The organism is Paraburkholderia madseniana (assembly GCF_009690905.1).
In the GTDB taxonomy this organism is placed as follows: Bacteria; Pseudomonadota; Gammaproteobacteria; order Burkholderiales; family Burkholderiaceae; genus Paraburkholderia; species Paraburkholderia madseniana.
On the sequence record NZ_VOSW01000031.1, the window covers coordinates 65,887 to 92,704 of the forward strand.

Sequence of the window (26,818 nt, forward strand, 5' to 3'; positions counted from 1 at the left end):
GAATCACGGCCTCATGCCGGCTTAGCTCATCAGGTAGAGCGCTTGACTTGTAATCATGAGGTGGCGGGTTCGAGTCCTGCAGCCGGCACCAGTAGTGCGAAAGCGGGTTTCTGAATAATTTCAGAAACCCGCTTTTTTATTTGGGGCGGGGATTTCGCAGGCTGGATGAGAGGCGGAAACGGCTCATTTTTGCCAGATCTCATTCACCTTGTCGATTGTGGACATTTTAGTCTACGAATTGCCCGCAGACCGCCGCAAAGGGCGGTGGCATCGGCCTTGTTCAGGCATCCGCCCACAGATACCGCCCCGCGAACCCGACTGGGAGAGGTACTATTCGGGCGTCAGTCGGCATCACGATCAGTCACTCCGGCGGGCAACGCCCCCGAGACGCGAGTTTTCACCGCGTCACTCCCGCAACACAGACCCCACCTTCATCATGACCAGCCCCGCAACCATCACCTGGCCCGAAGCCGACGGCCCCCGCACTGCGCGTTGGCGCTCCGAAGCCGCGGTGCCGCCGCCCAAGCGCGTTGTCGTCGCCGATGACCGCACCACTGCCGACTCTGCCTATCGTCTCGCGTGCGAAGGCACCGCGCTGCTCTGGAACGGCGACTTTCAGAACGCCCGCCAATTGCTGCAGGCGGTCACGCGCCGGCTGGAGCGCAAACCGCGCAAGCACGGCGAAACGCCGATCGACGCGTTCAACCTGCATCGTCAGGCTCAATCGCAACGCGCCCGCACGCTCGGCATGATCCTGATTCCGCTCGACGCTGCGTACGCAATTCCGCTGCGCCGCGCGCCTGAAGTGCAGCAGGCCTGTATCGAAACCTATGGGCCGTCTACCGACGAACCCTCGGTCGTGTCGCTGCGCGAATTGCTCGGTCTGATCGGTGCGCACGAGTGGCGCAAGAAGGGTGTGGAAATTCCCGTGCTGGGTGAGCGCATCCATCCGCACTACGGCGTGTTTTCGCCGGTGCGCGGTGAATATGCGGATCTGGTGGCGCGCACGCCGCTGCCGTCATTGAACAAGGCGTTCGATATCGGCACCGGTACGGGCGTGCTGGCTGCGCTGCTCGCCAAACGCGGTGTGAAGAAAATCGTCGCGACCGACCAGGACCCGCGAGCGCTGGCCTGCGCGCGCGAAAATCTCAAGCGTCTCGGCTACGATCAGCAAGTCGAGGTCGTGCAAGCCGATCTGTTTCCGGAAGGCCGTGCGCCGCTGGTGGTCTGCAATCCGCCGTGGGTGCCGGCGCGGCCCGCCTCACCGATTGAATACGCGATCTACGATTCGGAAAGCCGCATGCTGCTCGGTTTTCTGGACGGGTTGGCGGAGCATTTGTCGCCGGGCGGGGAAGGCTGGCTGATCATGTCGGACTTCGCCGAGCATCTCGGCTTGCGTACGCGCGAGTGGTTGCTTGCCGCCATTGAAAAGGCGGGGCTGACCGTGGTGGGTCGCGAGGATATTCGTCCACGGCACCCGAAGTCGACTGATGAAACCGACGCGCTGCATACGGCGCGCAAGGCTGAAGTGACGTCGCTCTGGCGTCTGAAGGCGCGCTAAACGGTGGCGCTCGAAGGGAGCGCGATGCCGCGTAATGAGGCGCGGCTGAAGAACGGCGTGTCAGACCGGCACGCCGCGCGCCTTGAGATACGCTAATGCGCCGCGTCCGGCCGCGAGGCCACTGGCGAAGCAGGCGGTCAGCAGATAACCGCCGGTTGGCGCTTCCCAGTCGAGCATTTCACCCGCGCAGAACGCGCCGGGCAGATGCTCGATCATCAAATGTTGATCAAGCGCTTCGAAGGGGACGCCGCCTGCGGTGCTGATCGCTTCCGCGATAGGCCGGGCGCGCGTGAGTCGCACCGGCAACGCCTTGATCGCGTGCGCGAGGCCATTCGCATCGGCGAAGCCTTCCTTCGACAGAACCTCATGCAACAAGGCCAGTTTTACGCCTCCGATGCCGACTCTGCCATGCAGGTGAGTCGACATGGAGCGCGACCCACGTGGTCGCGTGACCTCCGCCACGACACGCTCCAACGTCAAGCCTGGCGCCAGGTCCAGCGCGATCGTGACGTCGCCGTCGGCGAGAATCCGCTCCCGGATGGCTGCCGACAGCGCGTAAATCAGACTCCCTTCGAGGCCGGTTTCGGTCAGAAGTATTTCACCTTGTCGATTGTGGACTTTATTGTCTACGTCGGTGAGCGTGATGGCCACGGATTTCACTGGTTGACCGGCGAAACGCTCGCGCAGATAGGGACTCCAGTCCGCATCGAAGCCGCAGTTCGCGGGCCGCAACGGCGTCACCGGCACCTCGCGTGCGCTCAGGAGCGGCACCCAGGCGGCGTCCGATCCGAGCCTCGGCCAGCTTGCGCCACCGAGTGCGAACACCACGGCATCGCAGGTCACGCGTTGCTCGCCGTCGGGTGTTTCGAAGCGCAACGTGTGCGTCGCGGTGTCGCCGTGGCCGTTGTCCCAACCGGTCCACTTGTGGCGCATGTGAAAGCGCACGCCAGCTTCTCTCAACCGATGCAACCACGCTCGCAGCATCGGCGCCGCCTTCATATCGGTCGGAAAAACCCGCCCCGAACTGCCGATGAAAGTTTCGACGCCAAGCTCATGCAGCCAGGCCCGCAAGGCGTCGGGACCGAACAGGCCGAGTAGCGGCGCGATTTGTTCGCGGCGCGCGCCATAGCGGCCAAGAAACGGCTCGAGCGGTTCCGAATGCGTGATGTTCATGCCGCCTTTGCCCGCCATCAGGAATTTGCGGCCGACCGATGGCATCGCGTCGTAGACGTCGACTTGCACGCCGTGCTGGGCGAGCGCCTCGGCGGCCATCAAGCCGGCGGGGCCGCCGCCGATCACGGCGACGCGGGCGGAATCGAAGGAGGATGACATGCGGTCCTGCGGATGAGCGGGGGGCGGCGCGTTGGCCTGATCTGACAATCGGGCGGCGCGAAGGGCGCTATTTTCACACCGCCGGCAACTCAGGGCAAACGGCGCGCGGCGAACGGGTAACGAGCTAACGTGCCAGCGCGAGCCAGCGGCCGAAAAGAGCTGGGTTCGGGCGTGTCGCAATCCCCTGCGCTCACGTTTGCTCCTTCGCTATTCACTCGCGCGAACTATACTTTTCAAACAGCTTCCACTGGACGCAGTCCGCTTCTTTCCCGCGTCACACTACCCCACCGCTCTCATTTCGCCGGGCACGGCCAATGCAGCCGCGTTGCGGCTGGCAACGTGGTCTGCGCGCCCGCTGTTTGTCTGGATGTTTCGACGTTTGATCAGGAGATTGCCATGACTCGCAAATACATCGACTGCCGCGAGTTTCCGAGCGAAATGAATTGCACCGTTGCCCTGTCCGCCGACAGCGAGAGCGAATTGCTCGACGCGGCCGTGCAGCATGCGGTCTCGGTGCACAAACATACGGACTCGCCGGAACTGCGCTCGCAGCTCAAGACGCTCTTTCATGAAGGCACTCCGCCGATCGAGGCGCCGCGAGGGTGATTCGTTGTCCTTTTCCTTTAGGATGAAGGCCTGCTGACCAGCACGAACGGCGGCGCGCCGCTCGTGCTGGTCGCGGCGTTGTCTGGGCGTCCTAACCGGGATATGCCTCATCCACCTTCAGTCCGGCGAGCTTGAAAATCACCCGCAGCGTTTGCGGTTTGATGTCGCGACGCGAGGCGAGCGTCGTCATCACGAAGTCGAGCACTTTCGCGTACTTCAGCATCGTCAGGCACGTCTCCATGTCGACGCTGCCGTCGCGCATGACTTCGGCCAGCCGCAGCATTTCGGTGGAAATGTCGCGTGCCATTTCCAGTTCGAGCTGCTGCTTTTCCGACCACGCAGGGGTGGCGGTGAGCTTCGCCAGCATTTCCTGAAACTTCTGCTCGACGTTTCCGTTGGGTACCGTGTCCATTGCTGCCTCTTCTATTTTCCAGGCGCGCGTCCGTTTGAGATCGCGGCGCGCTGCTGGTTACGTAACGTTCGGTCCGTGTTCCGGGACCGTCCTCCCCACATGCATTCGGTTCGCGTGATCGAAGCCACGGCCGGCAGCTTGTTGTTATGCGCGGCACGGCTTACGCCATCGGGTGAGCCGGCCCGCAAGATGCTTTCAAGCCACATCGGAATACGTCCCGCATATTGCGTTTTGAGCAGGAAGTGTTCCAGGTTTGTGGCATTTCTCGCAGGGTCGACGCGACTCCTCAGGTGAGCGGGCTGCGCTTTGGGTAAACTGGCAGCAACTTTTCCTTTTTTCCGTCATCTGTCGCACGTTCGCGTTGCAATCGATGGCGGTCTCCCACGATGTCCAGCAAAACCCACGAAATCCGTCCGAACCAGTCCGTCGAGTTGTTGAAGGAGCTTCACATCCTCACGCGCGACGGCAAGATGAACCAGGACAGCCGCCGCAAGCTGAAGCAGGTCTACCACCTGTTCCAGTTCATCGAGCCGCTGCTGAAAGACCTCAAGGACCAGCAGGGCGCGGTGACGCTCGTCGACCATGGTGCCGGCAAGTCATACCTAGGTTTTATCCTGTATGACCTTTTCTTCAAGGAGTTTCAGGACTCCGCTGGTGGGGCGTCGCACATTTACGGCATCGAAACACGCGAGGATCTCGTGACGAAATCCGAGGAGCTGGCCGAGCGGCTCGGCTTCAAGGGGATGTCGTTCCTGAATTTGTCGGTGGCGGAGTCTATTACGTCAGACCGATTGCCAGCACAGATCGATATCGTGACGGCGCTGCATGCGTGCAATACCGCGACTGACGACGCGCTCCGGTTTGCGCTGGAAAAGCGTGCGAAGTACATCGTGGTGGTGCCGTGTTGCCAGGCCGAGGTGGCGGGGGTTTTAAGGCAGAACAAGAGTAAATCGCTGGGGAATGCGTTGACCGAGATCTGGCGGCATCCGTTGCATACCCGGGAATTTGGCAGCCAGATTACTAATGTGTTGCGCTGCCTGCAGCTTGAAGCGCATGGCTATCAGGTGAGTGTGACCGAGCTGGTCGGGTGGGAGCATTCCATGAAAAATGAGCTGATTATTGCCCAGTTCAAGGACCTGCCGAGACGGCGGCCAACCGAGAGGCTGAATGAAGTGATGGAGACGCTCGGGATCGAGGAGCTGAAAGAACGGTTCTTTGTCTCGGCCTGATCCGTCCTGCGGCGGTGGCTTTTTCGTAGCCACCGCGCGAATTACTTTTTCATCAATTCATTCCAGCCTTTAAGACCAATTCGCCGAAGCGTCTCCTGATTCCGTTCATAAATAGCTTCTGCATCGGGAAAAGCCTGAACCGCCCGTTCGATACTATCTTCGCGAAGCAGATGCAAAATCGGATAGGGCGCGCGATTCGTATAGTTCTCGATATCGTCGGGCTCGCTGTCTTCAAACTGATAATGCGGGTGAAAACTGGCAATCTGAATAATGCCTTCCAGCCGAAGTTGCTTGATCATTCTTTCGGAAAAAAACAGGCAATCGTTATAGTCGAGAAAATCGCTGAGCGCGCCCGGTATCACCAGAAGCGTGGTATCCACCGCGTCAGGATTCGCCGCGACGAGTGTCTGAATCTCGGTTTCGAGATCGGCTAACACTCCTTCCATATCCACGGCATCGCTCACGGCATAGCGAATCTGCCCCTTCACATGCACGGCTTTGGCGAAGGGGCACAAATTGAGCCCGATCACGGCCTCCGTCAGCCAATGACGAGTGGCGGCGATAACAGCATCATGAGATTCGGCGGGCGACGACATGGCAAGCAGCGAAAGAGGAAAGTGCCATTCTAACGGCGCGCAACGGCACCGATCCGCACGCGGCCACAACAGGACGGCCCAATCCTCACCTCGCTTGCGTCCCGCGGCACGCCGCGGCGATCAACTGCGCCGCCACCTTCGGTGCGGCAAGAATCGGCCCGCAGCCCGGGCCGTAGGTCTGGCTGGCCGCGTACACGCCTTCGATCATCAAACCCAGCCCGTTGGCCAAGGCCACCGGATCGTCGGCGCCTGCCGCGGTTGTCAGTTCCAGAAGCCGCGCCATCAGCCGTTCCTTGTTGCGAAACACGAATTGCCGCGCCGGATGTGTCGTGTCGGAAAACTCCACGGCCACATTCACGAAAGGACAGCCGCGGTAATCGTCAACCGATGCGCGCACCGCCAGGTCGTCGAAATATTGCTGAAGCTGCCTGGCCGGTTCGCCTGGATGCTTGGCAAAGCTTTTCTCCACATAGCCGAAAAACTGCTCGTCCTTGCGCTCCAAATACGCTATCACCAATTCGTCCTTCGACGAAAACTGGCGGTACAAGCTCATCTTGTTCACACCCGCGCGCTCGACCACCGCGTCGACGCCAACCGTTCGCACACCCTCGCGATAGAACAGTTCGTCCGCGGCGCGCAGCAGATGCTGCTGCGCCTCCGGGCCGGCCGTCTGCGTGCCGCGTGCTCGCCGTGCGCCGGTTGGCTTGAGGGTTTCACTATCGGACATGGATGCCACCTGAATTGAATTGATGCCTTGACATGTTACCGACCAGTAACTAACATCGCAACACCATTGTGACAGATCTGTCACAAGTCCTTTACCGAAGCCGTAACAATGCGAGCGGCGCGGCCTGCGGGGCAGGCGTCGATTGGAGAACTGATGAACTGGGCAGCGAGACTGATTGGCGGACGTTTCCACTACGGCTGGTTGACCGTGGCGGTGGTATTTCTGGTGCTGCTGGCGGCGGCGGGCACGCGCGCCACGCCGAGCGTGATGATGGTGCCGCTGGAGCACCAATTCGGCTGGAGCCGTGCGACGATTTCGCTCGCCATCTCCGTGAACATCGCGCTGTACGGCCTGATGGGGCCGTTCGCGGCCGCGGCGATGCAGCGCTTCGGCGTGCGTCCTACTCTGCTGATCGCTCTCGGCACGATGGCGGCGGGTGTGGCGTTGTCGTCGCTGATGACGCATCCGTGGCAGATGGTTCTGATCTGGGGCGTGATGGTCGGCGGCTCGACGGGGGTGGCGGCGCTGTCGCTGTCGGCGACGGTGGTGACGCGCTGGTTCACCACACATCGCGGCCTTGTGATGGGGATTCTCACGGCCAGTTCGGCGACCGGCCAACTGGTGTTCCTGCCGATGCTCGCTGCCATCGCCGAGCACTACGGCTGGCGCCAGGTGGTTTGGGTCGTCGCGGGCGCGGCGGCGGTTGTATTGCCGCTGGTCGCGTTCCTGTTGCCGGAGCGGCCCGCGGACATGAAGTTGCGCCCGTTCGGCGAACCGGCCGACTCGCCGATTTCCAATTCCGTGACCAAGCAGAATCCGTTGGCCATCGCCTTCGGCACGCTCGCCATGGCGAGCAAGACGCGTGATTTCTGGCTGCTGTTCTTCAGCTTCTTTATCTGCGGCGCGAGCACCAACGGTTACGTCGGCACGCACCTGATCGCAATGTGCGGCGACTACGGCATGAGCGAAGTGCAGGGCGCCTCCTTGCTTGCCGCCATGGGCATCTTCGATCTGTTCGGCACGACGCTGTCGGGCTGGCTGTCGGACCGTTTCAATAGCCGCGTGTTGCTGTTCTGGTATTACGGTCTGCGCGGTTTGTCGTTGATGTATCTGCCGCACGCCTTCGGCATCGATTTCTTCGGGCTGCCGTTGTTCGCGGTGTTCTACGGACTCGACTGGATCGCCACTGTGCCGCCCACCGTGCGTCTCGCAACCGATGTCTACGGCAAGGAAGCGGCGCCGGTCGTGTTCGGCTGGGTGGTCGCCGGCCACCAGCTCGGTGCGGCCTTCGCGGCGCTCGGCGCGGGCATGCTGCGCGCGAGCCTCGGCACGTACACGGTGGCGTCGATGATTTCCGGCGGGCTGTGCCTGGTTGCCGCAGTGATCGTGCTGCGGATCAACCGGCCAGCCAAGGTGCCGGAGCCGCAAGCGGCCTAAAGCTGCGGCCCTGTGCACTGCGAACAAAGCGCCCTAGAGCAAACGGCCTCATACGAGGCCGTTTGCCATTGCAGCAGAAGTGAAAACTAAGTGTGCACTTGTTGGAGCGCTAGCGGCTCAGCCCGGTTATGCTATGAAGCCCCGGGCAGCCGCCCGTCGATCATGAATTTCGACCGAGAGAAGCGCATGACCAACAAACCCGCCCCTACCGCAGTTGCTATTCACGAGCTGATTGCAGGTCGCTGGAGCCCGCGCGCCTATTCGAGCGAGCCGGTGAGCCGCGAGGATCTGCATTCGGTGCTCGAAGCGGCACGCTGGGCGCCGTCTTCGTATAACGCGCAACCGTGGCGTTTCCTCGTATTCGACCGTAGCGTCGATGAAGTCTCGTTCAAGCAGGCTTTCGCCACGCTGGTGCCGTTCAACCAGGGTTGGAATGCGTCGGCGCCGGTGCTGATCGCGGTGACCACGCACACGCTCACCAACAAGGGCGAAGTGAACCGTTGCGCGCCGTACGACGCGGGTGCTGCCGCGATGGCGCTGGTGCTGCAGGCACATGCGCTTGGTCTTGCTGCGCATCAGATGAGCGGCTTCGATCCGAACGCGTTCCGCACGGCGTTCAAGCTGCCGCACGACGTCGATGTGATCGCGATCATTTCGCTCGGCCATTACGGCGACGTCGATAAACTCGATCCGGTGCTGCGCGAGCGCGAGAAGTCGGTGCGTCAGCGTTTGCCGCTTGCTGACATCGCTTATGGCGGTGGCTGGAAGAAGGCGTTCTGAGCATCTTGCAGCCTTGGTGGTGAAAAAAACGCGCGGCGCTGACCGCGCGTTTTTTATTCCGGATTGTCAGCGGCGCTCTTAGACAAGTCGTTCGTTTCCCGCCGTCCGAGTCGTTCGAGGCGCGTGCTTCATTCCTCGCCGTCCGCGACGCTCGAAAGCGGCGTGGCGACATTCTCAAGCGACTTGCGCTCCGCATCCACACCCCAGATCGCGACGATCACCGCGGCGGCGAGCATCAGCCCCGAGCCGACCAGATAGCCGAAAAACACTTCGCTACGCTGATGCGTATCGATCAGACGGCCGAAAAACGCCGGGCCGATGATGCCGCCCAGAGCAGTGCCGAACGCGTAGAACACCGCGATCGCCAACGCGCGGATTTCCAGCGGAAATGATTCGCTGACAGTCAGGTACGCCGAACTCGCGGCTGCCGAGGCGAAGAAGAAAACGACCATCCACGCGATCGTCTGCGTCACGACGGTAAGCATGTGCTGCTCGAACAGATAGCCGCTCAGCGTCAGCAGGATGCCGGACAGCGCGTAAGTCGTGGCGATCATCTTGCGTCGCCCGATGACGTCGAAGAGCCGACCGAGTACCAGCGGTCCAAGAAAGTTGCCGAGCGCGAACGGCAACAGATACCAGCCGATATGGTCGCCCGGCACCTGATAGAACTCGGTCAGCACCAGCGCATAGGTGAAAAAGATCGCGTTGTAGAAGAATGCCTGCGCGGTCATCAACGACAGGCCGACCAGCGCGCGCCGTCGGTGCACGTTGAACAGCGTGTGAAACACCTCGCGCAGCGGCGTATGTCCGCGTGCCCGCAGTCTTAGCCGCGTGAGGTCGTCGTCGGCGAGTGCATGGCCTTCGCCTCGAAAGCGCGTTTCGATGCCGTCGACGATCGAATGCGCGTGACGTTCGCCGCCATGCGTCAGCAGCCAGCGCGGACTTTCGGGCACCCAGATGCGCATCGGCAGAATCCCCAGCGCCAGTACCGCGCCGATGAAGAAGCAGGCGCGCCAGCCCCAGTCGCCCGGCAGCAGATTCGGGTCGAGCAGGACCAGCGAACCCGCCGCGCCGAGCCCCGCGCCGACCCAGAAGGTGCCGTTGATGCCGAGATCGGTCCAGCCGCGCACCCGCGCTGGCGTGAATTCCTGGATCGTCGAATTGATCGCCGTATATTCGCCACCGATGCCTGCGCCGGTGAGAAAGCGAAACAGCAGAAAACTGGCGAGATTCCACGAAAAAGCGGTCGCCGCGGTAGCGGCCAGATACAGCGCGAGCGTGATGAAAAACAGCTTGCGACGGCCGAGCCGGTCGGTCAGCCAGCCGAAGCCGAGCGCGCCGAGCACGGCGCCGGCAATGTAGGAGCTGCCGGCGAGGCCCACGTCGGCGTTGGTAAAGCGCAACGATGGGCTAGACTTCAACGCACTTGCGACAGCGCCTGCGAGCGTCACTTCGAGACCGTCGAGCAACCACGTCACGCCCAGCGCGACGACGATCTGCGAGTGAAAGCGTCCCCACGGCAAGCGGTCGAGCCGCGAGGGCAGGTCGGTTTCAATAACGACGGCGTTTTTCTCGTGGACAGCGGCGGTAGGCGGCGCGCTCATTGCTGCAAGTCTCCTGATTATCGAAAATTGGCGGCGTATCCTGTCGAATTCAGCAATTTTTGTTCCGTCGAGCGGACCTTGGTCAGTATTGCGGGCATCCCGGAAAGCGTCAGTTGATGCTGATTGGGCTTTCGTGATACAAAGCCGCTCCCCTTTCTGTCCGCGCCAGCCGTGAGCGGCGATTCCTGCCATGAACTATTGCGCGATTGACTTCGGTACTTCCAATTCGGCCGTGGCCGTCCCTGATGGCGCTGCGCTTAGGCTTGCGCCGGTCGAGGGCGCCTATACGACGCTGCCGACCTCCGTCTTTTTCAACACCGACGAGAACACCCGCGAATTCGGGCGCGCGGCGTTGGCGGCGTACATCGACGGTTTCGACGGCCGTCTGATGCGCTCGATGAAAAGTATTCTCGGCTCGCCGCTCGCCGAGAATTCGACCGATCTCGGCGATGGTTCGGCGATCAAGTACACGGACATCATCGCGATTTTCGTCGACCATCTGAAGCGCTCGGCCGAGAAAAGCACTGGCGGCCCGATCAGCCGCGCCGTGCTGGGCCGTCCCGTGTTCTTCGTCGACGACGATCCGCGCGCGGACCAGATGGCGCAGAAGCAGCTCGAAGCGGCGGCGCGGTCAGTCGGTTTGCGGGAGATTCACTTTCAGTATGAGCCGATCGCGGCTGCGTTCGACTACGAATCGCATCTGACGGAAGAGGGGCTCGTGCTGGTGGCCGACATCGGCGGCGGTACGTCGGACTTTTCGCTGGTGCGGGTGGGGCCGGAGCGGGTGAAGCGCGTCGAACGCAAAGACGACGTGCTGGCCCACCACGGTGTGCATGTTGCGGGCACGGATTTCGACCGCCGTGTCGAACTGGTGACGATCCTGCGCGAACTCGGCTATCAGACGCTCGACCCCGAAGGCCGTGAGATTCCGAGCCGCATTTATTTCGATCTGGCCACCTGGCACCTGATCAACACGGTCTACGCCCCGAAGCGCGTCAGCGAACTCGCGCTCATGCGGCATCTGTTCCTCCAGACCAAACATCACGACCGCCTGATGCGCGTTGTGGAACGCCGCTTGGGCCATGCATTGGCTGCTCACGCGGAAGAAGCGAAGATCGGCGTGGCGGCGGGTGGCGAGACCGTGATCGACCTCGACGAGGTGGAAGACGACCTCCGCCTGGCATTCGACGAAGCACAGCTCATCAAGGCCGGTCAGGACGAGACGCAGCGCATCGTGCAGGCGGCGCGCGATACGGTGCAGGCGGCCGGAGTGGCCCCGCGCGACGTCAACGCGATTTACTTCACGGGTGGCTCGACCGGATTAGCGTTTCTATCGGGCGCATTGGCCGCGGCATTTCCGGATGCCAAAGCGGTATTCGGTGACCGTCTCGCCAGCGTCGCGACAGGTCTCGGTATTCACGCGCGGCGTCTGTTCGGATAACCAAATTGATCAAACGCATACTGCGGAGATAATCGCCGCATACTGTTACGACGAATATAAAAAAAACCCCGCCGAGGCGGGGTTTTTTGCGTCCAGAAGGAAGCGTGCTTGCTTACACCGGCTTGATGTTAGCAGCTTGCTTGCCCTTCGGGCCCGTCTTCACTTCAAACGTAACCTTTTGGTTTTCTTGCAGCGTCTTGAAGCCTTCCGTGCGGATTTCCGAGAAATGCGCGAACAGATCTTCGCCGCCGCCGTCCGGCGTGATGAAGCCAAAGCCCTTTGCGTCATTGAACCACTTGACGGTACCGGTTTCCATATTACTTGTTCCTAAAGATGGTAAATAAGGCCGAAGCCCAATGGGTGCGCATGAAAATCAAGGAAGGGGTAATGGGACCAACCGGAGTACCGTTGATGGGCGAACTACGAAAGACCAATTCACTCGCCGCTTGAAATCCTGCCCGAACGTTATACGGCGATTTCGGGCGAAGGTCAACACTCTTGTCCCAACTTTACAAGATTTTGATGGATTGGCGTAGAAGTTGCTTACAAAGCTTGCTATTCGTCCGAGAATTTTGCTAGGGAGAACCCTTAGTTTCGCTGCAACGTGCGGGTGCAACCGTTAAACTACGCGCCGCGCGTCGGTTGCACCTTATTTTGGGCCGTCGCGCACGCATGCGCGTCACCCCGTCCCCAACGCCACAAGCGATGTCACGCGGTGTCGGCATGGTTCAGATGCAATCTGCATGGGACCGGAGTAAGTGCTTAACCACCGGTTCCGGCCGACATAGGAGAAGATGTGAAAAGTTCTATACAACGGAACATCGGACCGGTCGCGCTGTTGCTGACCGGCTTGGGTTCCATCATCGGATCGGGCTGGTTGTTCGGCGCGTGGAAGGCTGCAAAAATTGCCGGGCCGGCTGCCATCTGTGCATGGGTCATCGGCGCGGTGGTGATTCTCGCGATTGCCTTGACCTACGCAGAACTCGGCGCGATGTTCCCGGAGTCCGGCGGCATGGTGCGTTACGCGCGTTATTCGCACGGCGCGCTGGTTGGGTTCATCAGTGCATGGGCCAACTGGATCGCCATTGTCTCGGTGATTCCAATCGAGGCAGAAGCATCCATTCAATATATGAGCACCTGGCCGTATCCATGGGCGCATGCGCTATTCGTGGATGGGTCATTAACGACCAATGGGCTATTGCTGTCCGCGGCCCTCGTGATCATTTACTTCTTGCTGAATTACTGGGGCGTGAAGCTGTTCGCGCGCGCCAATTCGGCGATCACGGTCTTCAAGTTCCTGATTCCGGGTGCGACGATCGCTGGTCTGATGCTGTCGGGTTTCCACAAAGAAAACTTCGGCGAAGTGAGTACCTTTGCGCCGTACGGCTGGTCGGCTGTGCTGACAGCCGTGTCGACGAGCGGCATCGTGTTCGCCTTCAACGGCTTCCAGAGCCCGATCAACCTCGCCGGTGAAGCGCGCAATCCGGCCAGAAGCGTGCCGTTCGCGGTGATCGGCTCGATCCTGCTGGCGCTGGTGATCTACGTGCTGCTGCAGATCGCGTACATCGGCGCGGTGAACCCGGGCGATGTGATGAAGGGCTGGAGCCACTTCAACTTCGCTTCGCCGTTTGCCGAACTGGCCATCGCGCTGAACCTGAACTGGCTGGCTATCCTGCTGTACGTCGACGCGTTCGTCAGCCCGAGCGGTACCGGCACGACTTACATGGCGACCACCACCCGCATGATCTACGCGATGGAGCGCAACAACACGATGCCGAAGATGTTCGGCAACGTGCACCCGTTCTACGGCGTGCCGCGTCAGGCGATGTGGTTCAACCTGCTGGTGTCGTTCATTTTCCTGTTCTTCTTCCGTGGCTGGAGCTCGTTGGCGGCGGTGATCTCGGTCGCGACCGTGATCTCGTACCTGACTGGCCCGATCAGCCTGATGGCGCTGCGCCGCGCGGCGACGGATCTGGAGCGCCCGCTGCACATTCCGGGCATGAAATTCATTGCGCCGTTCGCTTTCGTGTGCGCGTCGCTGATCCTGTATTGGGCGAAGTGGCCGCTGACCGGCGAAATCATTCTGTTGATGGTCGTCGCGCTGCCGGTCTACTTCTATTTCCAGGCGAAGTCGGGTTTTGGCGGTTGGGGGCGTGACCTGAAGGCTGCATGGTGGCTCGTGGCCTACCTGCCGATCATGGCGATTCTGTCGCTGATCGGCAGCAAGGAGTTTGGCGGCCACGGCCTCCTGCCGTACGGCTGGGACATGCTGGTGGTGGCCGTGTTCTCGCTGGTGTTCTACTACTGGGGCGTGAATAGCGGCTACCGTTCGGAATACCTCGAAGAACGTCAGACGCACGACGAAGTGCTTGAAGGCATAGGCGCACACTAAGGTGCTGCGCTGAGCCCTTCGCCGGATCGCCGGACCGCCGGATCGTCATGATTCGGCCCGGTATGAAAAAAGCCCGCCTGAGTTGCTCAGGCGGGCTTTTTTGTTGGCGGCGCTTTGGCCTTGGTTAGACCTTGCTTCGGCGTTACTTAGGCGTTGAATCAGGCGGTGCCGAACACGTAATTCGTCATGGCGAGCGAGCGCTGATAGGTTCCGAGCGACTGAATCGCCAGCGAATAATCGTCGTCCGCCGCACCCAGTGCCGCGAACACGGGCAGCAGATGCTCGTCGGTCGGATGCATCAGCACCGCGTGCGGCGCCTGGCGGCGGTAGTCGAGCAACGCGTCGATGTCGTGCGCGGCGAGCCTGGCCTCGAACCAGTCGGTGAATTCGGCCACGCGCGGATCGGCATCTCCCGGGCGCGCGGAAAAATCCGCAGCGCGCAGGTTGTGCGTGATCTGGCCCGAGCCGATCACCATCACGCCGTCATCTTTCAGCGAGCGCAGCGCGCGACCCACCCGGAAGTGATGGGCGGCGTCCATGTGCGGCTGGATCGACAGTTGCGCGACCGGTATGTCGGCTTCCGGGAACATCAACAGCATCGGCACCCAGGCGCCATGGTCGAGCCCGTGCGGCTGGGCGTCGGCAAGGATGCCGTGTTCGCCGAGCAGCACCGCGGCCCGGCGCGCCATATCGGGCGCGCCGGGAGCCGGGTACTGAATCTCATACAACTGACGCGGGAAGCCGTAGAAATCGTGGATGGTCTCAGGCGCCGTGGACGTGCTCACCACCGGTTGCGCCGTGCCCCAATGGGCCGACAGCATCAGCACGCTCTCAGGGCGCGGCAATTGCGCCGACAGTGCGCCGAATTCGGCGGACGGCAGGGAAGGGTCGATCGGCAGCGTAGGTGCGCCGTGGGAGAGGTAGAGCGACGGTAAGCGATTCATGGCAGCAACGCCGCCGCGGGAATGCGGCGCGGAAGTAGGGTTGCTATCAATATAGGTCTGTACCGGCGTTTGATAAACGGGTAAAAACGGAATTGATTGTGTCGTCGGTGTTGTTAATGGCCATGGAGCGATTGTGGCGCGCCGCTCGTTAGGCCGTGGCAATGCATGGCGCCTGCCTTCGCGCCACGCGCGGCGGCAGTATGTCGCCCTGCGAATTATTCCTGCGTGCCGCGCAAACCTTGCCACGCCGGCGACATGGCCGGCCCCAACGCGAATAGATCCAGCACGCGCGCCACCGTGTGATCGACCATTTCGTCGATCGTCGTGGGTTGGTTATAGAAAGCAGGCAAGGGCGGAAAGATCACGCCACCCATTTCGGTGACAGCCGTCATATTGCGCAGATGCGCGAGGTTTAACGGCGTTTCGCGCACGAGAAGCACGAGCCTGCGGCGCTCTTTGAGCGTGACATCGGCGGCTCGGGTGATCAGGTTGTCGGAAAAACCGTGTGCGACGCTTGCCAGCGTCTTCATCGAGCACGGCGCGATCACCATGCCATCGGTCGCAAACGAGCCGGACGCGATACTTGCGCCGACGTCGCGCACCGAATGGACGACATCCGCGAGCGGATGCACGTCTTCTTTGCTCAACTGGAGTTCGTGCTGGATATTGAGCCACCCAGCGCTCGAAATCAGCAGATGGCTCTCGACGCCGCCCAGCCTGCGCAACGTCTCAAGCAACCGGATGCCGTAGATGGCGCCGGTCGCGCCGGTAATCGCAACGATCAGCCGGCGTGGCGCCGCAGCACGTGTTTCCATGGCTCGCGGCGCCTTATCGGAGGACAACAAAGGTTCGGACAGCGGCTGCTTAGGCCGCGGCGAACAGTTGCTGCAGTTCGCCCGATTCGTACATTTCCATCATGATGTCCGAGCCGCCGACGAATTCGCCCTTCACGTAGAGCTGCGGAATGGTCGGCCAGTTCGAGAACTGCTTGATACCCTGGCGGACTTCGTCGTCTTCGAGCACGTTGACGGTCTTGATTTCGCCGACGCCGCACGCCTTCAGGATCTGGATGGCGCGGCCGGAAAAGCCGCACATCGGGAACTGGGCGGTGCCCTTCATGAAGAGCACGACGTTGTTTTCGTCGACGATTTGCTTGATGCGTTGTTGCGTATCCATGACTGACCTTGCGGTTCCGTTATGTGTAGGGAATAGGCTGAAATGATAGCGGATTTCGGTAAGACCGGCCGAGGGCCGCTTCGCCACCTCGGCGATTAGGGCCATTTATCGAGGTCAGCCGGGCCATCGTCCGCCGCTGATTCGCTCGATGCCGGCGAGATCCTGCTCCGAGCGGACTTGCGTAAAACCCTGCACCGTCAGTAGACCGCGCACGGCTTCCGCCTGATCGTACCCGTGTTCGATCCACAATACGCCGTTGGCGGCCAAACGTGTGGGCGCGCCCGCGACGATCTTGCGGATCGCGCTGAGGCCGTCGGCTTCGTCGGTGAGCGCGCCGCGCGGTTCGAAGCGCAGATCGCCTTCCGACAAATGCGGATCGCCGCTCGCGATATACGGCGGATTGCTGACGATCACGTTAAAGCGCAATGCTGCGTCGAGCGAGCTGTACCAGTCGCTTTGCTGCAAGTCCACGGCGCTACCGGAGCGTTTGGCATCAAGCAGGCGCGCGGCATTACGTCTGGCCACCACCAGTGCTTCGGCGGAACGGTCCAGCGCCCAGACCTGCGCGTCGGGCCGCATCGACGCAATGGCCACGGCAATGGCGCCGGTGCCGGTACCCAGATCGAGCACGCGCGGCCGCGAGACGTTTTCCATCGCCGCCAACGCTGTTTCGACCAGCAATTCGGTTTCGGGACGTGGAATCAGCACGTCCGGCGTCACTTCGAAATCAAGCCCGAAAAATTCGCGCGCGCCGACCAGTTGCGCCACCGGCTCACCGGCGACACGCCGTGCCTCCAGAGCCCGGTATCGTTCGATTACCGGGCCGTCGAGAGCCTCATCGCTGCGCGTAATCAATTGCGTATGCCGCCAGCCGAGCACGTGCGTGAGCAGAATCCGCGCTTCGAGTGACGGCAGTGGCGAGGCGCGCAACAGCGCGGCAGGTGTGACCAGGTCCATTTGCGCTTAGTCCGCGTCGCCCAGCGATGCCAGCAACTCGGCCTGATGCTCGCTGACCAAGGCCGCGATCAATTCGTCGAGATCGCCGTCCATGATTGCGTCGAGGCGATACAGCGTCAGATTGATCCGGTGATCCGTCAGACGCCCTTGCGGAAAGTTGTAGGTGCGGATCCGCTCTGAGCGATCACCCGAGCCAATCAGGCTCTTACGCGTTGCGGCTTCCTTCGCCTGCTGCTCGTGCGACTGCTTGTCCTTGATGCGCGCGGCCAAAACCTTCAGCGCACGGTCCTTGTTCTTGTGCTGCGACCGGTCGTCCTGACATTCGACGACGATGCCCGTCGGCAAATGCGTGACGCGCACGGCCGAGTCCGTCTTGTTGATGTGCTGCCCGCCCGCGCCGGACGCGCGGAACGTGTCGATGCGCAGATCAGCCGGATTGATCTCGACTTCGCCGATTTCGTCCGCTTCCGGCATCACCGCGACCGTGCACGCCGAAGTGTGAATGCGGCCCTGCGTTTCGGTGGCCGGCACGCGTTGCACGCGATGGCCGCCCGACTCGAACTTGAGCTTGGAATAGGCTGCTTCGCCGGCGATCCGCACGATCACTTCCTTGTAGCCGCCGAGGTCCGATTCGCTCGCCGACATCATCTCCACTTGCCAGCGATTGCGCTCGGCAAAGCGCAGGTACATGCGCAGCAAATCGCCCGCGAACAGCGCGGATTCGTCGCCGCCGGTACCGGCGCGGATTTCGAGGAAGATGTTGCGGTCGTCGTTCGGGTCTTTCGGCAGCAGCATTTTCTGCAATTCGGCGCCGAGTTTTTCCATCCGCTCGCGCGCCGCGCGAATTTCTTCTTCCGCGAAGTCGCGCATCGACGCGTCCGCCAGCAGTTCCTGCGCGGTCGCCGCGTCGTTCATCGCCAGGCGCCACAGCGCGTAATGCTCCACAACCGGCCCGAGCTCGGCGTGTTCACGCGTGAGCTTGCGGTATTGGTCGAGATTCGAGGTGATGTCCTCGCGGCTCAACAGGTCGTTCAGTTCGGCCAGCCGGGTAGTGAGCTGGTCGAGCTTGCGTTGCATGCTCGTTTTCATCGGACGGGTATCGGAGCGGACTCCGGCAAAGACGACGACTAGGGGAGTGGGCAGATGCCCTGGTCAGAAGCATGTCGCGGGCCACTCAGTGTGGCGCGGACGGTGCGGCGGTGGCTGTGCCGCTAACGCTCCGTAGAACCGGAGTGTTTGTAGAAACCGCTCATCAATTCGATGAGCGTGTCACGGTTCTCGCTGCTCGCGCGATTGAGCGCGTGCGTGGGGCCGTGGATCAGTTTGTTGGTGAGCGATTGCGACAACGCTTCGAGCACCGCTGCGGGGTCCTCGCCGCGTGCGAGCATTTTCTGCGCGCGCTCGACTTCGGCGCGACGCAGCACGTCGGCCTGTGTATGCATGTGGCGGATCACCGGCACGATGCTGCGTGCGTCGAGCCATTGCATGAAGTTCTGCACACGTGTTTCGATGATCGCCTCGGCCTGCGCGACCGCGGCTTGCCGCGACGCATTGCCTTCGCGCACGATCGCGCCGAGATCGTCGACGGTGTACAGGAACACGTCTTCGAGCTTGCCGACTTCGGGTTCGATATCGCGCGGCACGGCCAGATCGACCATGAAAATCGGCCGGTGACGGCGCGCTTTCACGGCCCGCTCGACGGCGCCCAGCCCGATGATTGGCAAGGTGGACGCGGTGCACGACACGATGATGTCGAACTCATGCATGCGGGCAGGCAGTTCCGAAAGCGGAATGGCCCGGCCGTTGAAGCGTTCAGCGAGGCGGGTGCCGCGCTCAGCCGTGCGATTGGCGACGACGAGTTCGCGTGGCTGCTGTGCCGCGAAGTGCGTAGCGCACAACTCGATCATTTCGCCCGCGCCGATGAACAGCACGCGCTGGTTTGAAATCTTGTCGAAAATCCGCTGTGCGAGCCGCACGGCGGCTGCCGCCATGGAAACCGACTGCGCGCCGATTTCCGTCGTGCTGCGCACTTCTTTCGCAACGGCGAAGGTGCGCTGGAACAACTGGTTCAGATAGGTGCCGAGCGCACCGGCTTCAGACGCCGTGCGTACCGCGTCCTTCATTTGTCCGACGATTTGGGTCTCGCCCAGCACCATCGAATCGAGTCCCGAGGCAACGCGGAACGCGTGACGCACGGCTTCCGACTGCGGCAGCGCGTAGACATGCGGCGCGAGTTCGTCGACGGGGAGGTTGTGGTACTTCGAGAACCACTGGATCGCGGCTTCACGCACGGCCTGGTCGTCGGTCGCGCAGTAGAGTTCGGTGCGGTTACAGGTGGACAGAATCGCAGCTTCCGGCGCCGTGCGGGCGGTGCGGCCAAGCCAGACGCTCTTGAAGGTGTCCAGTGCAGGCTTGATCTGTTCGAGCGGAAACGCCACGCGTTCGCGCAAGGCGACAGGCGCAGTGTGGTGATTGATTCCGATCGTTAGAAGCTGCATATGGGGAGCTATGGTTTAGCTCAATATTATAGCGTTTCCACAATTCTTACATTGTGGATGCGTCACCCGGCCTCCACAATGGCGTCCGGCGGGATGGCGTCGAGTTGGTAGCCATAGCCGTAGAGCGGTGTCAGGCAGTACCCGTGCTCGGGTCGCAACTGCAACTTGGTCCGCACGCGCGATGCATGGGTGTCGACGGTGCGCGACTGTACGTCGCGGCGGCGAGTCCAGACCGTTTCGAGAATATGCGCGCGCGACACCGGCCGTGACAGATTGGAAAACAGCAGCAGCGCAAAGCGGAACTCCTTCGGCGTCAGGGCGACCGTCTGATTACGGAAGCTGACGGCGAACTGCGCCGCGTCGAACGCATAGCCACCGATCGTGTCGCGCCGCCGGTTGGACGGTCGCCGCAGGCCCGCGCGCCGTAGCAGCGCGTCCACTCGGGCCAGCATTTCCGGGCCGCGGACCGGTTTGGTCAGACAGTCGTCGGCACCGGCGTGCAGCACGGCGACAATCTGGCTCTCGCGTGGCTCCGACAGCAGCACGATCACCGGCAAGTTCGGCAGGATCGAGCGGGCGCGCGGAATCAGGTCTTCGGCGCAATGGTCGCCGGCCCAGTTTTCAGTGATGAGAAGATCGAAGAATTCGTCGGCGGCGCGATGAAGAAACGGCGTGCTCGCTGTGAAGTGCTGGCACGCATGGCCGCCGGCAAAGATCAGCCGGCCGACCAGGGTGGCGTGCCGTAGATCCGGCTCGATAAGGGCGATTCGCATGGCACGCTTTCAGCTTGGCAATTACCCGGACTAGGTTTCTCCGTAAGGCTTACAGCTTGCCTAACATCACCCCGACCCCTAAACTCAACCGCTATGCGGAAAGCGCCGTGCTGAACCTCTATAGTTAATGAGACAAAAATGCTATCTGTGTTGGCCTCTTGCGCCCATGAGACGAATCTGAAATTGCGCGAGACCTGGCGCTAATGGGGTGGCCCGGAATCCTGGTGCTGGGCGCGGTGATTGGCCTGGCGGGTTGGTGGCTGCATCCGCTGCGCCGCTCGAGCCGCGCCTTATGGTGGGTGGCGCTCCTGACCGGCGTGCTGGGCGCGGGTGTTGCGCGCATGGCCGGCAACGTGGTTGGTCTCTTTCATGATGGCGATACGCTCGAATGGCCGGTATGTACCGCCGTCGCGCTGATCGCCGTTGCCGTGACGGTCGGCTTGCTTTCCCGTCGATGAATACTTGCAGGTGACTCCGATGAATGCCCGACTCCCCGAAACTTCCTCCATCCCCGAACGGCTCGCGACATTGCGCAATGCGATGGCACGCGAAGGTGTAGCCGCCTATCTGGTGCCGTCCTCAGATCCACATCTTTCCGAATACCTACCTGGGCGCTGGCAAGGCCGGCAGTGGTTGTCGGGCTTCACCGGCTCGGCCGGCACGCTCGTCGTGACCGCCGATTTCGCTGGCGTGTGGACCGACAGCCGCTATTGGGAACAAGCCAACGCACAACTGGCCGGCACCGGCGTTCAGTTGATGAAGATGACCGGCGGCCAGCAGACCGCGCCGCATTTCGAATGGCTTGCGCAGAACGTCGCGACCGGCGATACGGTCGGCGTGGACGGTGCCGTGCTGGGTGTGTCGGCGGCGCGCGCTTTGAGCCAGGCGCTTTCCGCGCACGGCGTGAAGCTGCGCACGGACGTCGATCTGTTCGACGCGATCTGGCCGCAGCGCCCGTCGCTGCCCGTCGCAGCCGTGTTCGAGCATGCCGCGCCGCACGCGAGCGTCGCCCGTTCGGAAAAGCTCGCGCAGATTCGCCGTGCGATGGCGGAAAAGGGCGCGCAGTGGCACTTCATTTCCACGCTCGACGACCTCGCATGGCTTTTGAATCTGCGCGGCGCCGACGTCAGCTATAACCCGGTGTTCGTGGCGCACGCGCTGATTGGTCCGGAAAGCGCGTCGCTCTTCGTCGCCGACGGCAAGGTGCCGCAAGCGCTGGCCGATGCGCTCGCACGCGACGGCATCAGCGTCGAGCCCTACGCGAAGGCGGCAGAAGCGCTGGTCGCGCTGCCGGCCGGCAGCACGCTGCTGATCGACCCGCGCCGCATTACCTATGGCTCGCTGCAGTCGGTGCCGGCCACGGTGAACGTCGTCGAGGCGGTCAATCCGTCCACGTTCTTCAAGTCGCGCAAGACCCAGGCAGAAGCGGAGCATGTGCGCGAGACGATGGAACAGGACGGCGCGGCGCTCGCCGAATTCTTCGCGTGGTTCGAAGGCGCGCTGGGTCGCGAAACGATCACCGAACTGACGATCGACGAGCGCCTGACGGCAGCCCGCGCACGCCGTCCGGGCTTCGTGTCGCTGAGCTTTGCGACGATCGCCGGCTTCAACGCGAACGGTGCGATGCCGCACTACCGCGCGACCAATGAGTCGCATTCGGTGATCGAGGGCAACGGCCTGTTGCTGATCGATTCTGGCGCGCAGTATCTGAGCGGTACGACCGACATCACCCGCGTTGTGCCGGTCGGCACCATCAGCGAGGCACAGCGGCGCGATTTCACGATCGTGCTGAAAGGCACCATGGCGCTGTCGCGCGCGAAATTCCCGCGCGGCGTCCGTTCGCCGATGCTCGACGCGATCGCCCGCGCGCCGATCTGGGAAGCCGGCGCCGATTACGGTCATGGCACCGGTCACGGCGTGGGCTATTTCCTGAACGTGCACGAAGGCCCCCAGGTGATTTCGCACTACGCGCCGGCCGAACCGTGCACCGCGATGGAAGAAGGCATGATCACCTCGGTCGAGCCGGGTATCTACCGGCCGGGCCAGTGGGGCGTGCGGATCGAAAACCTGGTGCTGAACGTGAAGGCGGAGAAAACCGAGTTCGGCGATTTCCTCAAGTTCGAGACGCTGACGCTGTGCCCGATCGATACACGCTGCCTCGACCTGTCGCTGTTGCGTGACGACGAGCGTGCATGGCTCAACGCCTATCACGAGATGGTGCGCACGCGCCTGTTGCCGCATGTGTCGGGCGAGGCCAAGGCGTGGCTCGAGTTGCGTACGCAAGCTATCTGATCTCATCGCCACGACCTTACTGACGGAGCGTGCATGGCCATCAAGGCAGTCGTGTTCGATTTCGGCGGCGTGCTGATCGACTGGAGCCCCGAGTACCTGTATCGCCAGTTGATCCCTGACGAAACGCAGCGCCGCTGGTTTCTGACGCACGTTTGTTCGATGGATTGGGTGATCCGTCAGGACGGTGGTCAGCCGATCGTCGAGGGGACAAACGAGCTGATCGCGAAGTTTCCCGATCACGCGTCACTGATCCGCGCGTTCTACGAACGCTGGCACGAGATGGTGCCCGGTGTGCTGGAAGCGGGCGTGGCGATCATGGAAAAGCTCGAAGCGGTCGATGTGCCGCTCTTCGGGCTGACGAACTGGTCGGCGGAGACGTTTCCGTATGCGTGGGAGCATTTCCCCGTGCTGCGGCGCTTCCGCGACATCGTCGTGTCGGGCCGGGTGAAGCTGGTGAAGCCCGATCCGGCGATCTTCGCGGAAATGCGTCAGCGGATCGAGGCGCAACTGCCGGGCATCCAGCCGGGCGAACTCGTCTTCATTGACGACAATCTGAAAAACGCCGAGGCCGCGACGACACTCGGCTGGCACGGTGTGCATCACACGAGCGCCGCAAAAACGGAAGCAGGACTGCGCGAATTGGGCTTGCCGGTCTAAGCGCGAGATGCCGCGTTCCGGGGATGCCGGTTAAAGCGGCGACGCATGGCGCGTCTTCGCTTTAATGGCACCGCCTGCGTCGGCCCAAGTCTGCCTACTGACCGAGCAGATTTTTCAACGCGTTACCCAATCCTTTCACTGTCTCCCCGGCGCCCTTCGCCAAGCCTTCGACGCTCACGCCCATCGCTTTCGCAAAACCGGCGCCAAGGCGCGTCATCAGACTTTCCTGCACCGAAAACTTCGGGTCGCGCAAATTCCCATCCAGTACGAAATGTAGCGTGATGTCGCCGTTGTGCATCTTGAGTGCGGCGATGGCGGCTTGGGTCGGAATCGACATGAAGGTGTCGAGCGGGTTGTCGCTGTCGGCGAGTTGCAGATGGTGGATCGTCACCGTGCCGGGTGCATGCAGTTGAAAGTTGCGCACCGTCGAGTCGACTGTCAGGTCGACCGTGCCGCCCGTCACTTGCGCCTTCGCGCCGGTTTTTTTCAACAGGTACGGATCCAGCATGACAACATCGACGCCGCGTAATGTGCTGGTGGTCTGCGAATCCTTGCTGGCAATCTTGATCCACCCGCCGAACGAAACGGTGCCAGTATGCGTTGGGCCCTTGATCGAGCCGGTGACGTTGACATTGGTCGGTTCGGTGAGCGCGGGCAGATGCAGGTGATCGACAGTTGCGTTGGCGTTGCTGACCGTCACTTTGAATGCCGGTGGGCCGACCGTCATGTCGTAGAAATGAAAGTTGCCTTGCTCGAAGCTAACGTGATCGACCAGTTTTTCGCGGGAGCCGGGGGGTGCCGCGCCGCCGGCTTCCTCGTCGTTCGAGCCGTTGATCGGGCCGTTGATCGATTGCCGCAGATTCGGCATCAGGCGGATCGCACCGTCCTTGGTTCGCAGCACGGCAATGTCGAAGCCGCGCACCATCACGCTGCGAATATGCATGCGCCGCGCGAGCAGATCGCGGATGTCGGGCGTGATGGTGATTTCGTCGGCACGTAGCGGATCGCCGGCGGGCCAGCCGGGCGGCGCCTTGAGCAGAACGTTGGTGAGATGGACGGAAGTGAGGCCGACCCGGATGCTTTCGGCGCTGCCTAATGGTCCGAGCGCCACAATGATGCGTTCTTTGACTTCGCGCTGCGCGAACTGCAGCGCACCGACCGCGACGACGATCAGCACCAGCAGCAGGCCACCTGCGGCAATCGCCCAGCGCTTGGCCTTCGACATCGCCATGCTTGCCTCCTCGTCGCCGCGCTGGGCGCGGTGTGGGTGTGATCGGCCGGTTTGTGCGCCCGTTGGACGCACAGTTATTTGATAGGGCGGAGTTCCTGCATCCCGCCGGGACGACGTGTATCACCGCCGTGGCACGCAAGGCGTGTGCCCTACCACCTATCCGGCAAACGCACGGTAATTGCGGCGTACAACGATGAGCAAAATGACCGGGCAAATGGCCGGCAAAACGCGCCGACCGGGCGGTCAGCAAAGCGGTCTACAAAACTTCAGCAATAAAAAGACCCGCAAAACAGCCCGCTCATCAACCAACGAGCGGGCCGCCAGCCTAGCGATTTATCGCGCGATCGGCTTGTAACGCAGACGCTTCGGACGTGCAGCTTCTTCACCGAGGCGGGCACGCTTGTCAGCTTCGTATTCCTGGTAGTTGCCGTCGAAGAACGTGATTTGCGAATCGCCTTCGAACGCCAGGATGTGCGTCGCGATCCGGTCGAGGAACCAGCGATCGTGCGAGATCACCATGACGGAGCCGGCGAATTCGAGCAACGCGTCTTCAAGCGCGCGCAGCGTTTCGACGTCCAGGTCGTTCGACGGTTCGTCCAGCAGCAGCACGTTGCCGCCCGCGATCAGCGTTTTCGCCAGATGCAGCCGGCCGCGCTCACCGCCCGACAGATTGCCAACGGTCTTTTGCTGATCGCCGCCCTTGAAGTTGAAGCGGCCGATGTACGCGCGCGAAGGCGTTTCGTACTTGCCGACAGTCAGCACGTCCGCACCACCGGAGATTTCTTCGAACACGGTCTTCGAGCCGTCGAGTGCGTCGCGGCTTTGATCCACGTACGCGAGCTTGACCGTCGGGCCTTGCACGATCTCGCCCGAATCCGGTTGTTCGCGGCCGGTCAGCATGCGGAACAGCGTCGACTTACCGGCGCCGTTCGGCCCGATGATGCCGACGATCGCGCCCGCCGGAATCTTGAAGCTGACGTCGTCGAGCAGCAGACGGTCGCCGTACGATTTTCTGACGTTCTTGAACTCGATCACCTCATTACCCAGGCGGTCGCCGACCGGGATGAAGATTTCCGAGGTCTCGTTGCGCTTCTGGTAGTCCTGGCTGTTCAGTTCCTCGAAGCGGGCGATACGCGCCTTCGACTTTGCCTGACGGCCCTTCGGATTCTGGCGCACCCACTCCAGTTCCTTCTTGATCGCCTTCTGACGCGCCGATTCCGACGACTCTTCCTGCTTCAGGCGCTCTTCCTTCTGGTCGAGCCAACTGCTGTAGTTGCCCTTCCAGGGAATGCCGTGACCGCGGTCGAGTTCGAGAATCCACTCGGCTGCGTTATCGAGGAAGTAGCGATCATGGGTGACGGCGACGACGGTGCCCGGGAAGCGTGTGAGGAACTGTTCGAGCCAGTCGACCGATTCCGCGTCCAGGTGGTTGGTCGGCTCGTCGAGCAGCAGCATGTCCGGCTTTTCGAGCAGCAGCTTGCACAGCGCGACGCGACGCTTTTCGCCGCCCGACAGATGTTCGATCTTCGCGTCCCATGCAGGCAGACGCAGCGCGTCGGCGGCGATTTCGATCTGTTGTTCGGCGCTGCCGTCGGTGGTGGCGAGAATGGCCTCGTACTTCGCCTGCTCGGCGGCGAGCGCGTCGAAGTCGGCGTCCGGCTCAGCGTAGGCTGCGTAGATTTCGTCCAGTTTCTTTTGTGCGCCGAAGACGTCGCCGAGACCTTCCTCGACCGCTTCACGCACCGTCTTGGTCGGATCGAGCTTCGGTTCCTGCGGCAGATAGCCGATGTTCAGGTTCGGCATCGGAGTGGCTTCGCCCTCGATGTCCTTGTCCACACCGGCCATGATGCGGATCAGCGTCGATTTGCCCGAGCCGTTCAGGCCGAGCAAGCCGATCTTCGCGCCGGGGAAGAACGACAGCGAGATGTCTTTCAGGATTTGACGCTTGGGCGGCACGATTTTGCCGACCCGGTTCATGGTGAAGACGTATTGGGCCATTTGCTTGCAATAGACGTTGACGACGCCGGCCGCGTGGGGGCGGGCGGTCGTGGGTGGATGGGTAATGGGTGTTGTAGCCGGGCGGTGCGCCCGGCGCCAGCCGGCGCGGCGTCGAACTCGGCGTCGAACTTCGCGACGCCCCGCGCGCGGGCGGGTTGTGCAGATGGCATTGTAC

26 protein-coding genes and 1 tRNA gene are annotated in these 26,818 nt (G+C 62.1%); 12 read left to right on the forward strand and 15 right to left on the reverse strand.

The features are described from left to right. Positions 1 to 15 precede the first annotated feature (15 nt). Positions 16 to 91 (forward strand) — tRNA-Thr (locus FSO04_RS18000). Between the two features lie 345 nt (positions 92 to 436). After that, entirely contained in the window at positions 437 to 1,561 is a 1,125-nt protein-coding gene (locus tag FSO04_RS18005; RefSeq protein WP_154561012.1) for a methyltransferase, read from the forward strand. A 60-nt stretch (positions 1,562 to 1,621) separates the two neighbouring features. Here the strand turns inward: FSO04_RS18005 and FSO04_RS18010 are convergent, their stop codons facing one another. Beyond that, positions 1,622 to 2,893 carry a TIGR03862 family flavoprotein gene (locus FSO04_RS18010; RefSeq protein ID WP_154561014.1) on the reverse strand — a complete coding sequence of 424 codons (1,272 nt, stop codon included), beginning with the start codon at positions 2,891 to 2,893 and terminating at the stop codon, positions 1,622 to 1,624. Between the two features lie 396 nt (positions 2,894 to 3,289). On the opposite strand from FSO04_RS18010, the gene FSO04_RS18015 reads away from it, so the two are divergent. Then, positions 3,290 to 3,499 (forward strand): DUF1059 domain-containing protein, encoded by a 210-nt coding sequence (locus FSO04_RS18015; RefSeq protein WP_154561016.1) that lies wholly within the window; start codon positions 3,290 to 3,292, stop codon positions 3,497 to 3,499. Positions 3,500 to 3,590: 91 nt separating this feature from the next. On the opposite strand, the gene FSO04_RS18020 is transcribed toward FSO04_RS18015, so the two are convergent. Beyond that, a complete protein-coding gene (locus tag FSO04_RS18020; protein WP_042329129.1) occupies positions 3,591 to 3,911 on the reverse strand; it encodes a type II toxin-antitoxin system HicA family toxin in 321 nt (106 codons plus the stop codon). A gap of 386 nt (positions 3,912 to 4,297) precedes the next feature. Between FSO04_RS18020 and FSO04_RS18025 the strand changes: the two genes are divergently transcribed. Further along, the gene (locus tag FSO04_RS18025; RefSeq protein ID WP_154561018.1) at positions 4,298 to 5,140 is read left to right on the forward strand and encodes a class I SAM-dependent methyltransferase; all 843 of its coding nucleotides are present in this window, start codon (positions 4,298 to 4,300) and stop codon (positions 5,138 to 5,140) included. Positions 5,141 to 5,181: 41 nt separating this feature from the next. Here the strand turns inward: FSO04_RS18025 and FSO04_RS18030 are convergent, their stop codons facing one another. Together FSO04_RS18030 and FSO04_RS18035 are read right to left on the reverse strand one after the other, a co-directional pair. Then, positions 5,182 to 5,736, reverse strand: a complete 555-nt coding sequence (locus FSO04_RS18030) for a DUF1415 domain-containing protein (RefSeq protein WP_154561020.1) — start codon at positions 5,734 to 5,736, stop codon at positions 5,182 to 5,184. An 85-nt stretch (positions 5,737 to 5,821) separates the two neighbouring features. Next, positions 5,822 to 6,463, reverse strand: coding sequence for a TetR/AcrR family transcriptional regulator (locus FSO04_RS18035; RefSeq protein WP_154561022.1), 642 nt, complete (start codon positions 6,461 to 6,463; stop codon positions 5,822 to 5,824). Positions 6,464 to 6,616: 153 nt separating this feature from the next. On the opposite strand from FSO04_RS18035, the gene FSO04_RS18040 reads away from it, so the two are divergent. Next, entirely contained in the window at positions 6,617 to 7,900 is a 1,284-nt protein-coding gene (locus FSO04_RS18040; RefSeq protein WP_154561024.1) for an MFS transporter, read from the forward strand. 186 nt (positions 7,901 to 8,086) lie between these two features. After that, entirely contained in the window at positions 8,087 to 8,680 is a 594-nt protein-coding gene (locus FSO04_RS18045; protein WP_171926369.1) for a nitroreductase family protein, read from the forward strand. A gap of 128 nt (positions 8,681 to 8,808) precedes the next feature. On the opposite strand, the gene FSO04_RS18050 is transcribed toward FSO04_RS18045, so the two are convergent. Next, positions 8,809 to 10,284, reverse strand: coding sequence for an MFS transporter (locus FSO04_RS18050; RefSeq protein ID WP_154561028.1), 1,476 nt, complete (start codon positions 10,282 to 10,284; stop codon positions 8,809 to 8,811). Positions 10,285 to 10,474: 190 nt separating this feature from the next. Here FSO04_RS18050 and FSO04_RS18055 point away from each other — a divergent pair, with 190 nt between their 5' ends. After that, the gene (locus FSO04_RS18055; protein WP_154561030.1) at positions 10,475 to 11,725 is read left to right on the forward strand and encodes an Hsp70 family protein; all 1,251 of its coding nucleotides are present in this window, start codon (positions 10,475 to 10,477) and stop codon (positions 11,723 to 11,725) included. Between the two features lie 112 nt (positions 11,726 to 11,837). On the opposite strand, the gene FSO04_RS18060 is transcribed toward FSO04_RS18055, so the two are convergent. Then, complete coding sequence (locus FSO04_RS18060) at positions 11,838 to 12,041, reverse strand: cold-shock protein (RefSeq protein WP_007180251.1); 204 nt, start codon at positions 12,039 to 12,041, stop codon at positions 11,838 to 11,840. Positions 12,042 to 12,521: 480 nt separating this feature from the next. Between FSO04_RS18060 and FSO04_RS18065 the strand changes: the two genes are divergently transcribed. Further along, the gene (locus tag FSO04_RS18065) at positions 12,522 to 14,117 is read left to right on the forward strand and encodes an APC family permease (RefSeq protein WP_168435728.1); all 1,596 of its coding nucleotides are present in this window, start codon (positions 12,522 to 12,524) and stop codon (positions 14,115 to 14,117) included. 158 nt (positions 14,118 to 14,275) lie between these two features. Here FSO04_RS18065 and FSO04_RS18070 read toward each other — a convergent pair whose 3' ends face one another. The 7 genes from FSO04_RS18070 to FSO04_RS18100 all read right to left on the reverse strand — a co-directional run bounded on the left by FSO04_RS18070 (position 14,276) and on the right by FSO04_RS18100 (position 20,465). Beyond that, positions 14,276 to 15,061 (reverse strand): DODA-type extradiol aromatic ring-opening family dioxygenase, encoded by a 786-nt coding sequence (locus tag FSO04_RS18070; protein ID WP_154561032.1) that lies wholly within the window; start codon positions 15,059 to 15,061, stop codon positions 14,276 to 14,278. Positions 15,062 to 15,276: 215 nt separating this feature from the next. Beyond that, positions 15,277 to 15,876, reverse strand: coding sequence for a UbiX family flavin prenyltransferase (locus tag FSO04_RS18075; RefSeq protein WP_154561034.1), 600 nt, complete (start codon positions 15,874 to 15,876; stop codon positions 15,277 to 15,279). Positions 15,877 to 15,925: 49 nt separating this feature from the next. Continuing rightward, complete coding sequence (grxD, locus tag FSO04_RS18080; RefSeq protein WP_012434475.1) at positions 15,926 to 16,237, reverse strand: Grx4 family monothiol glutaredoxin; 312 nt, start codon at positions 16,235 to 16,237, stop codon at positions 15,926 to 15,928. A 114-nt stretch (positions 16,238 to 16,351) separates the two neighbouring features. Further along, positions 16,352 to 17,194 carry a peptide chain release factor N(5)-glutamine methyltransferase gene (gene prmC, locus FSO04_RS18085; protein ID WP_154561036.1) on the reverse strand — a complete coding sequence of 281 codons (843 nt, stop codon included), beginning with the start codon at positions 17,192 to 17,194 and terminating at the stop codon, positions 16,352 to 16,354. A gap of 6 nt (positions 17,195 to 17,200) precedes the next feature. Next, positions 17,201 to 18,283 carry a peptide chain release factor 1 gene (prfA, locus tag FSO04_RS18090; protein ID WP_097390515.1) on the reverse strand — a complete coding sequence of 361 codons (1,083 nt, stop codon included), beginning with the start codon at positions 18,281 to 18,283 and terminating at the stop codon, positions 17,201 to 17,203. A 122-nt stretch (positions 18,284 to 18,405) separates the two neighbouring features. Next, positions 18,406 to 19,692, reverse strand: coding sequence for a glutamyl-tRNA reductase (gene hemA / locus FSO04_RS18095; RefSeq protein WP_154561038.1), 1,287 nt, complete (start codon positions 19,690 to 19,692; stop codon positions 18,406 to 18,408). A 62-nt stretch (positions 19,693 to 19,754) separates the two neighbouring features. After that, a complete protein-coding gene (locus tag FSO04_RS18100; RefSeq protein WP_154561040.1) occupies positions 19,755 to 20,465 on the reverse strand; it encodes a response regulator transcription factor in 711 nt (236 codons plus the stop codon). Between the two features lie 203 nt (positions 20,466 to 20,668). Here FSO04_RS18100 and FSO04_RS18105 point away from each other — a divergent pair, with 203 nt between their 5' ends. From FSO04_RS18105 to FSO04_RS18115, 3 genes are read left to right on the forward strand one after another with little or no spacing between them, the layout of a single operon-like run. After that, entirely contained in the window at positions 20,669 to 20,923 is a 255-nt protein-coding gene (locus FSO04_RS18105) for a hypothetical protein (protein ID WP_154561042.1), read from the forward strand. Between the two features lie 19 nt (positions 20,924 to 20,942). Continuing rightward, positions 20,943 to 22,757, forward strand: coding sequence for an aminopeptidase P family protein (locus FSO04_RS18110; RefSeq protein ID WP_154561044.1), 1,815 nt, complete (start codon positions 20,943 to 20,945; stop codon positions 22,755 to 22,757). A 33-nt stretch (positions 22,758 to 22,790) separates the two neighbouring features. Then, positions 22,791 to 23,414 carry an HAD family hydrolase gene (locus FSO04_RS18115; protein WP_154561046.1) on the forward strand — a complete coding sequence of 208 codons (624 nt, stop codon included), beginning with the start codon at positions 22,791 to 22,793 and terminating at the stop codon, positions 23,412 to 23,414. A 94-nt stretch (positions 23,415 to 23,508) separates the two neighbouring features. On the opposite strand, the gene FSO04_RS18120 is transcribed toward FSO04_RS18115, so the two are convergent. Then, positions 23,509 to 24,645, reverse strand: a complete 1,137-nt coding sequence (locus FSO04_RS18120) for a DUF748 domain-containing protein (protein WP_154561048.1) — start codon at positions 24,643 to 24,645, stop codon at positions 23,509 to 23,511. 193 nt (positions 24,646 to 24,838) lie between these two features. On the opposite strand from FSO04_RS18120, the gene FSO04_RS18125 reads away from it, so the two are divergent. Continuing rightward, the gene (locus FSO04_RS18125; protein ID WP_154561050.1) at positions 24,839 to 25,000 is read left to right on the forward strand and encodes a hypothetical protein; all 162 of its coding nucleotides are present in this window, start codon (positions 24,839 to 24,841) and stop codon (positions 24,998 to 25,000) included. Here FSO04_RS18125 and ettA read toward each other — a convergent pair. Beyond that, entirely contained in the window at positions 24,979 to 26,643 is a 1,665-nt protein-coding gene (gene ettA / locus FSO04_RS18130; protein ID WP_154561052.1) for an energy-dependent translational throttle protein EttA, read from the reverse strand. The genes FSO04_RS18125 and ettA overlap by 22 nt on opposite strands. Positions 26,644 to 26,818 lie beyond the last annotated feature (175 nt).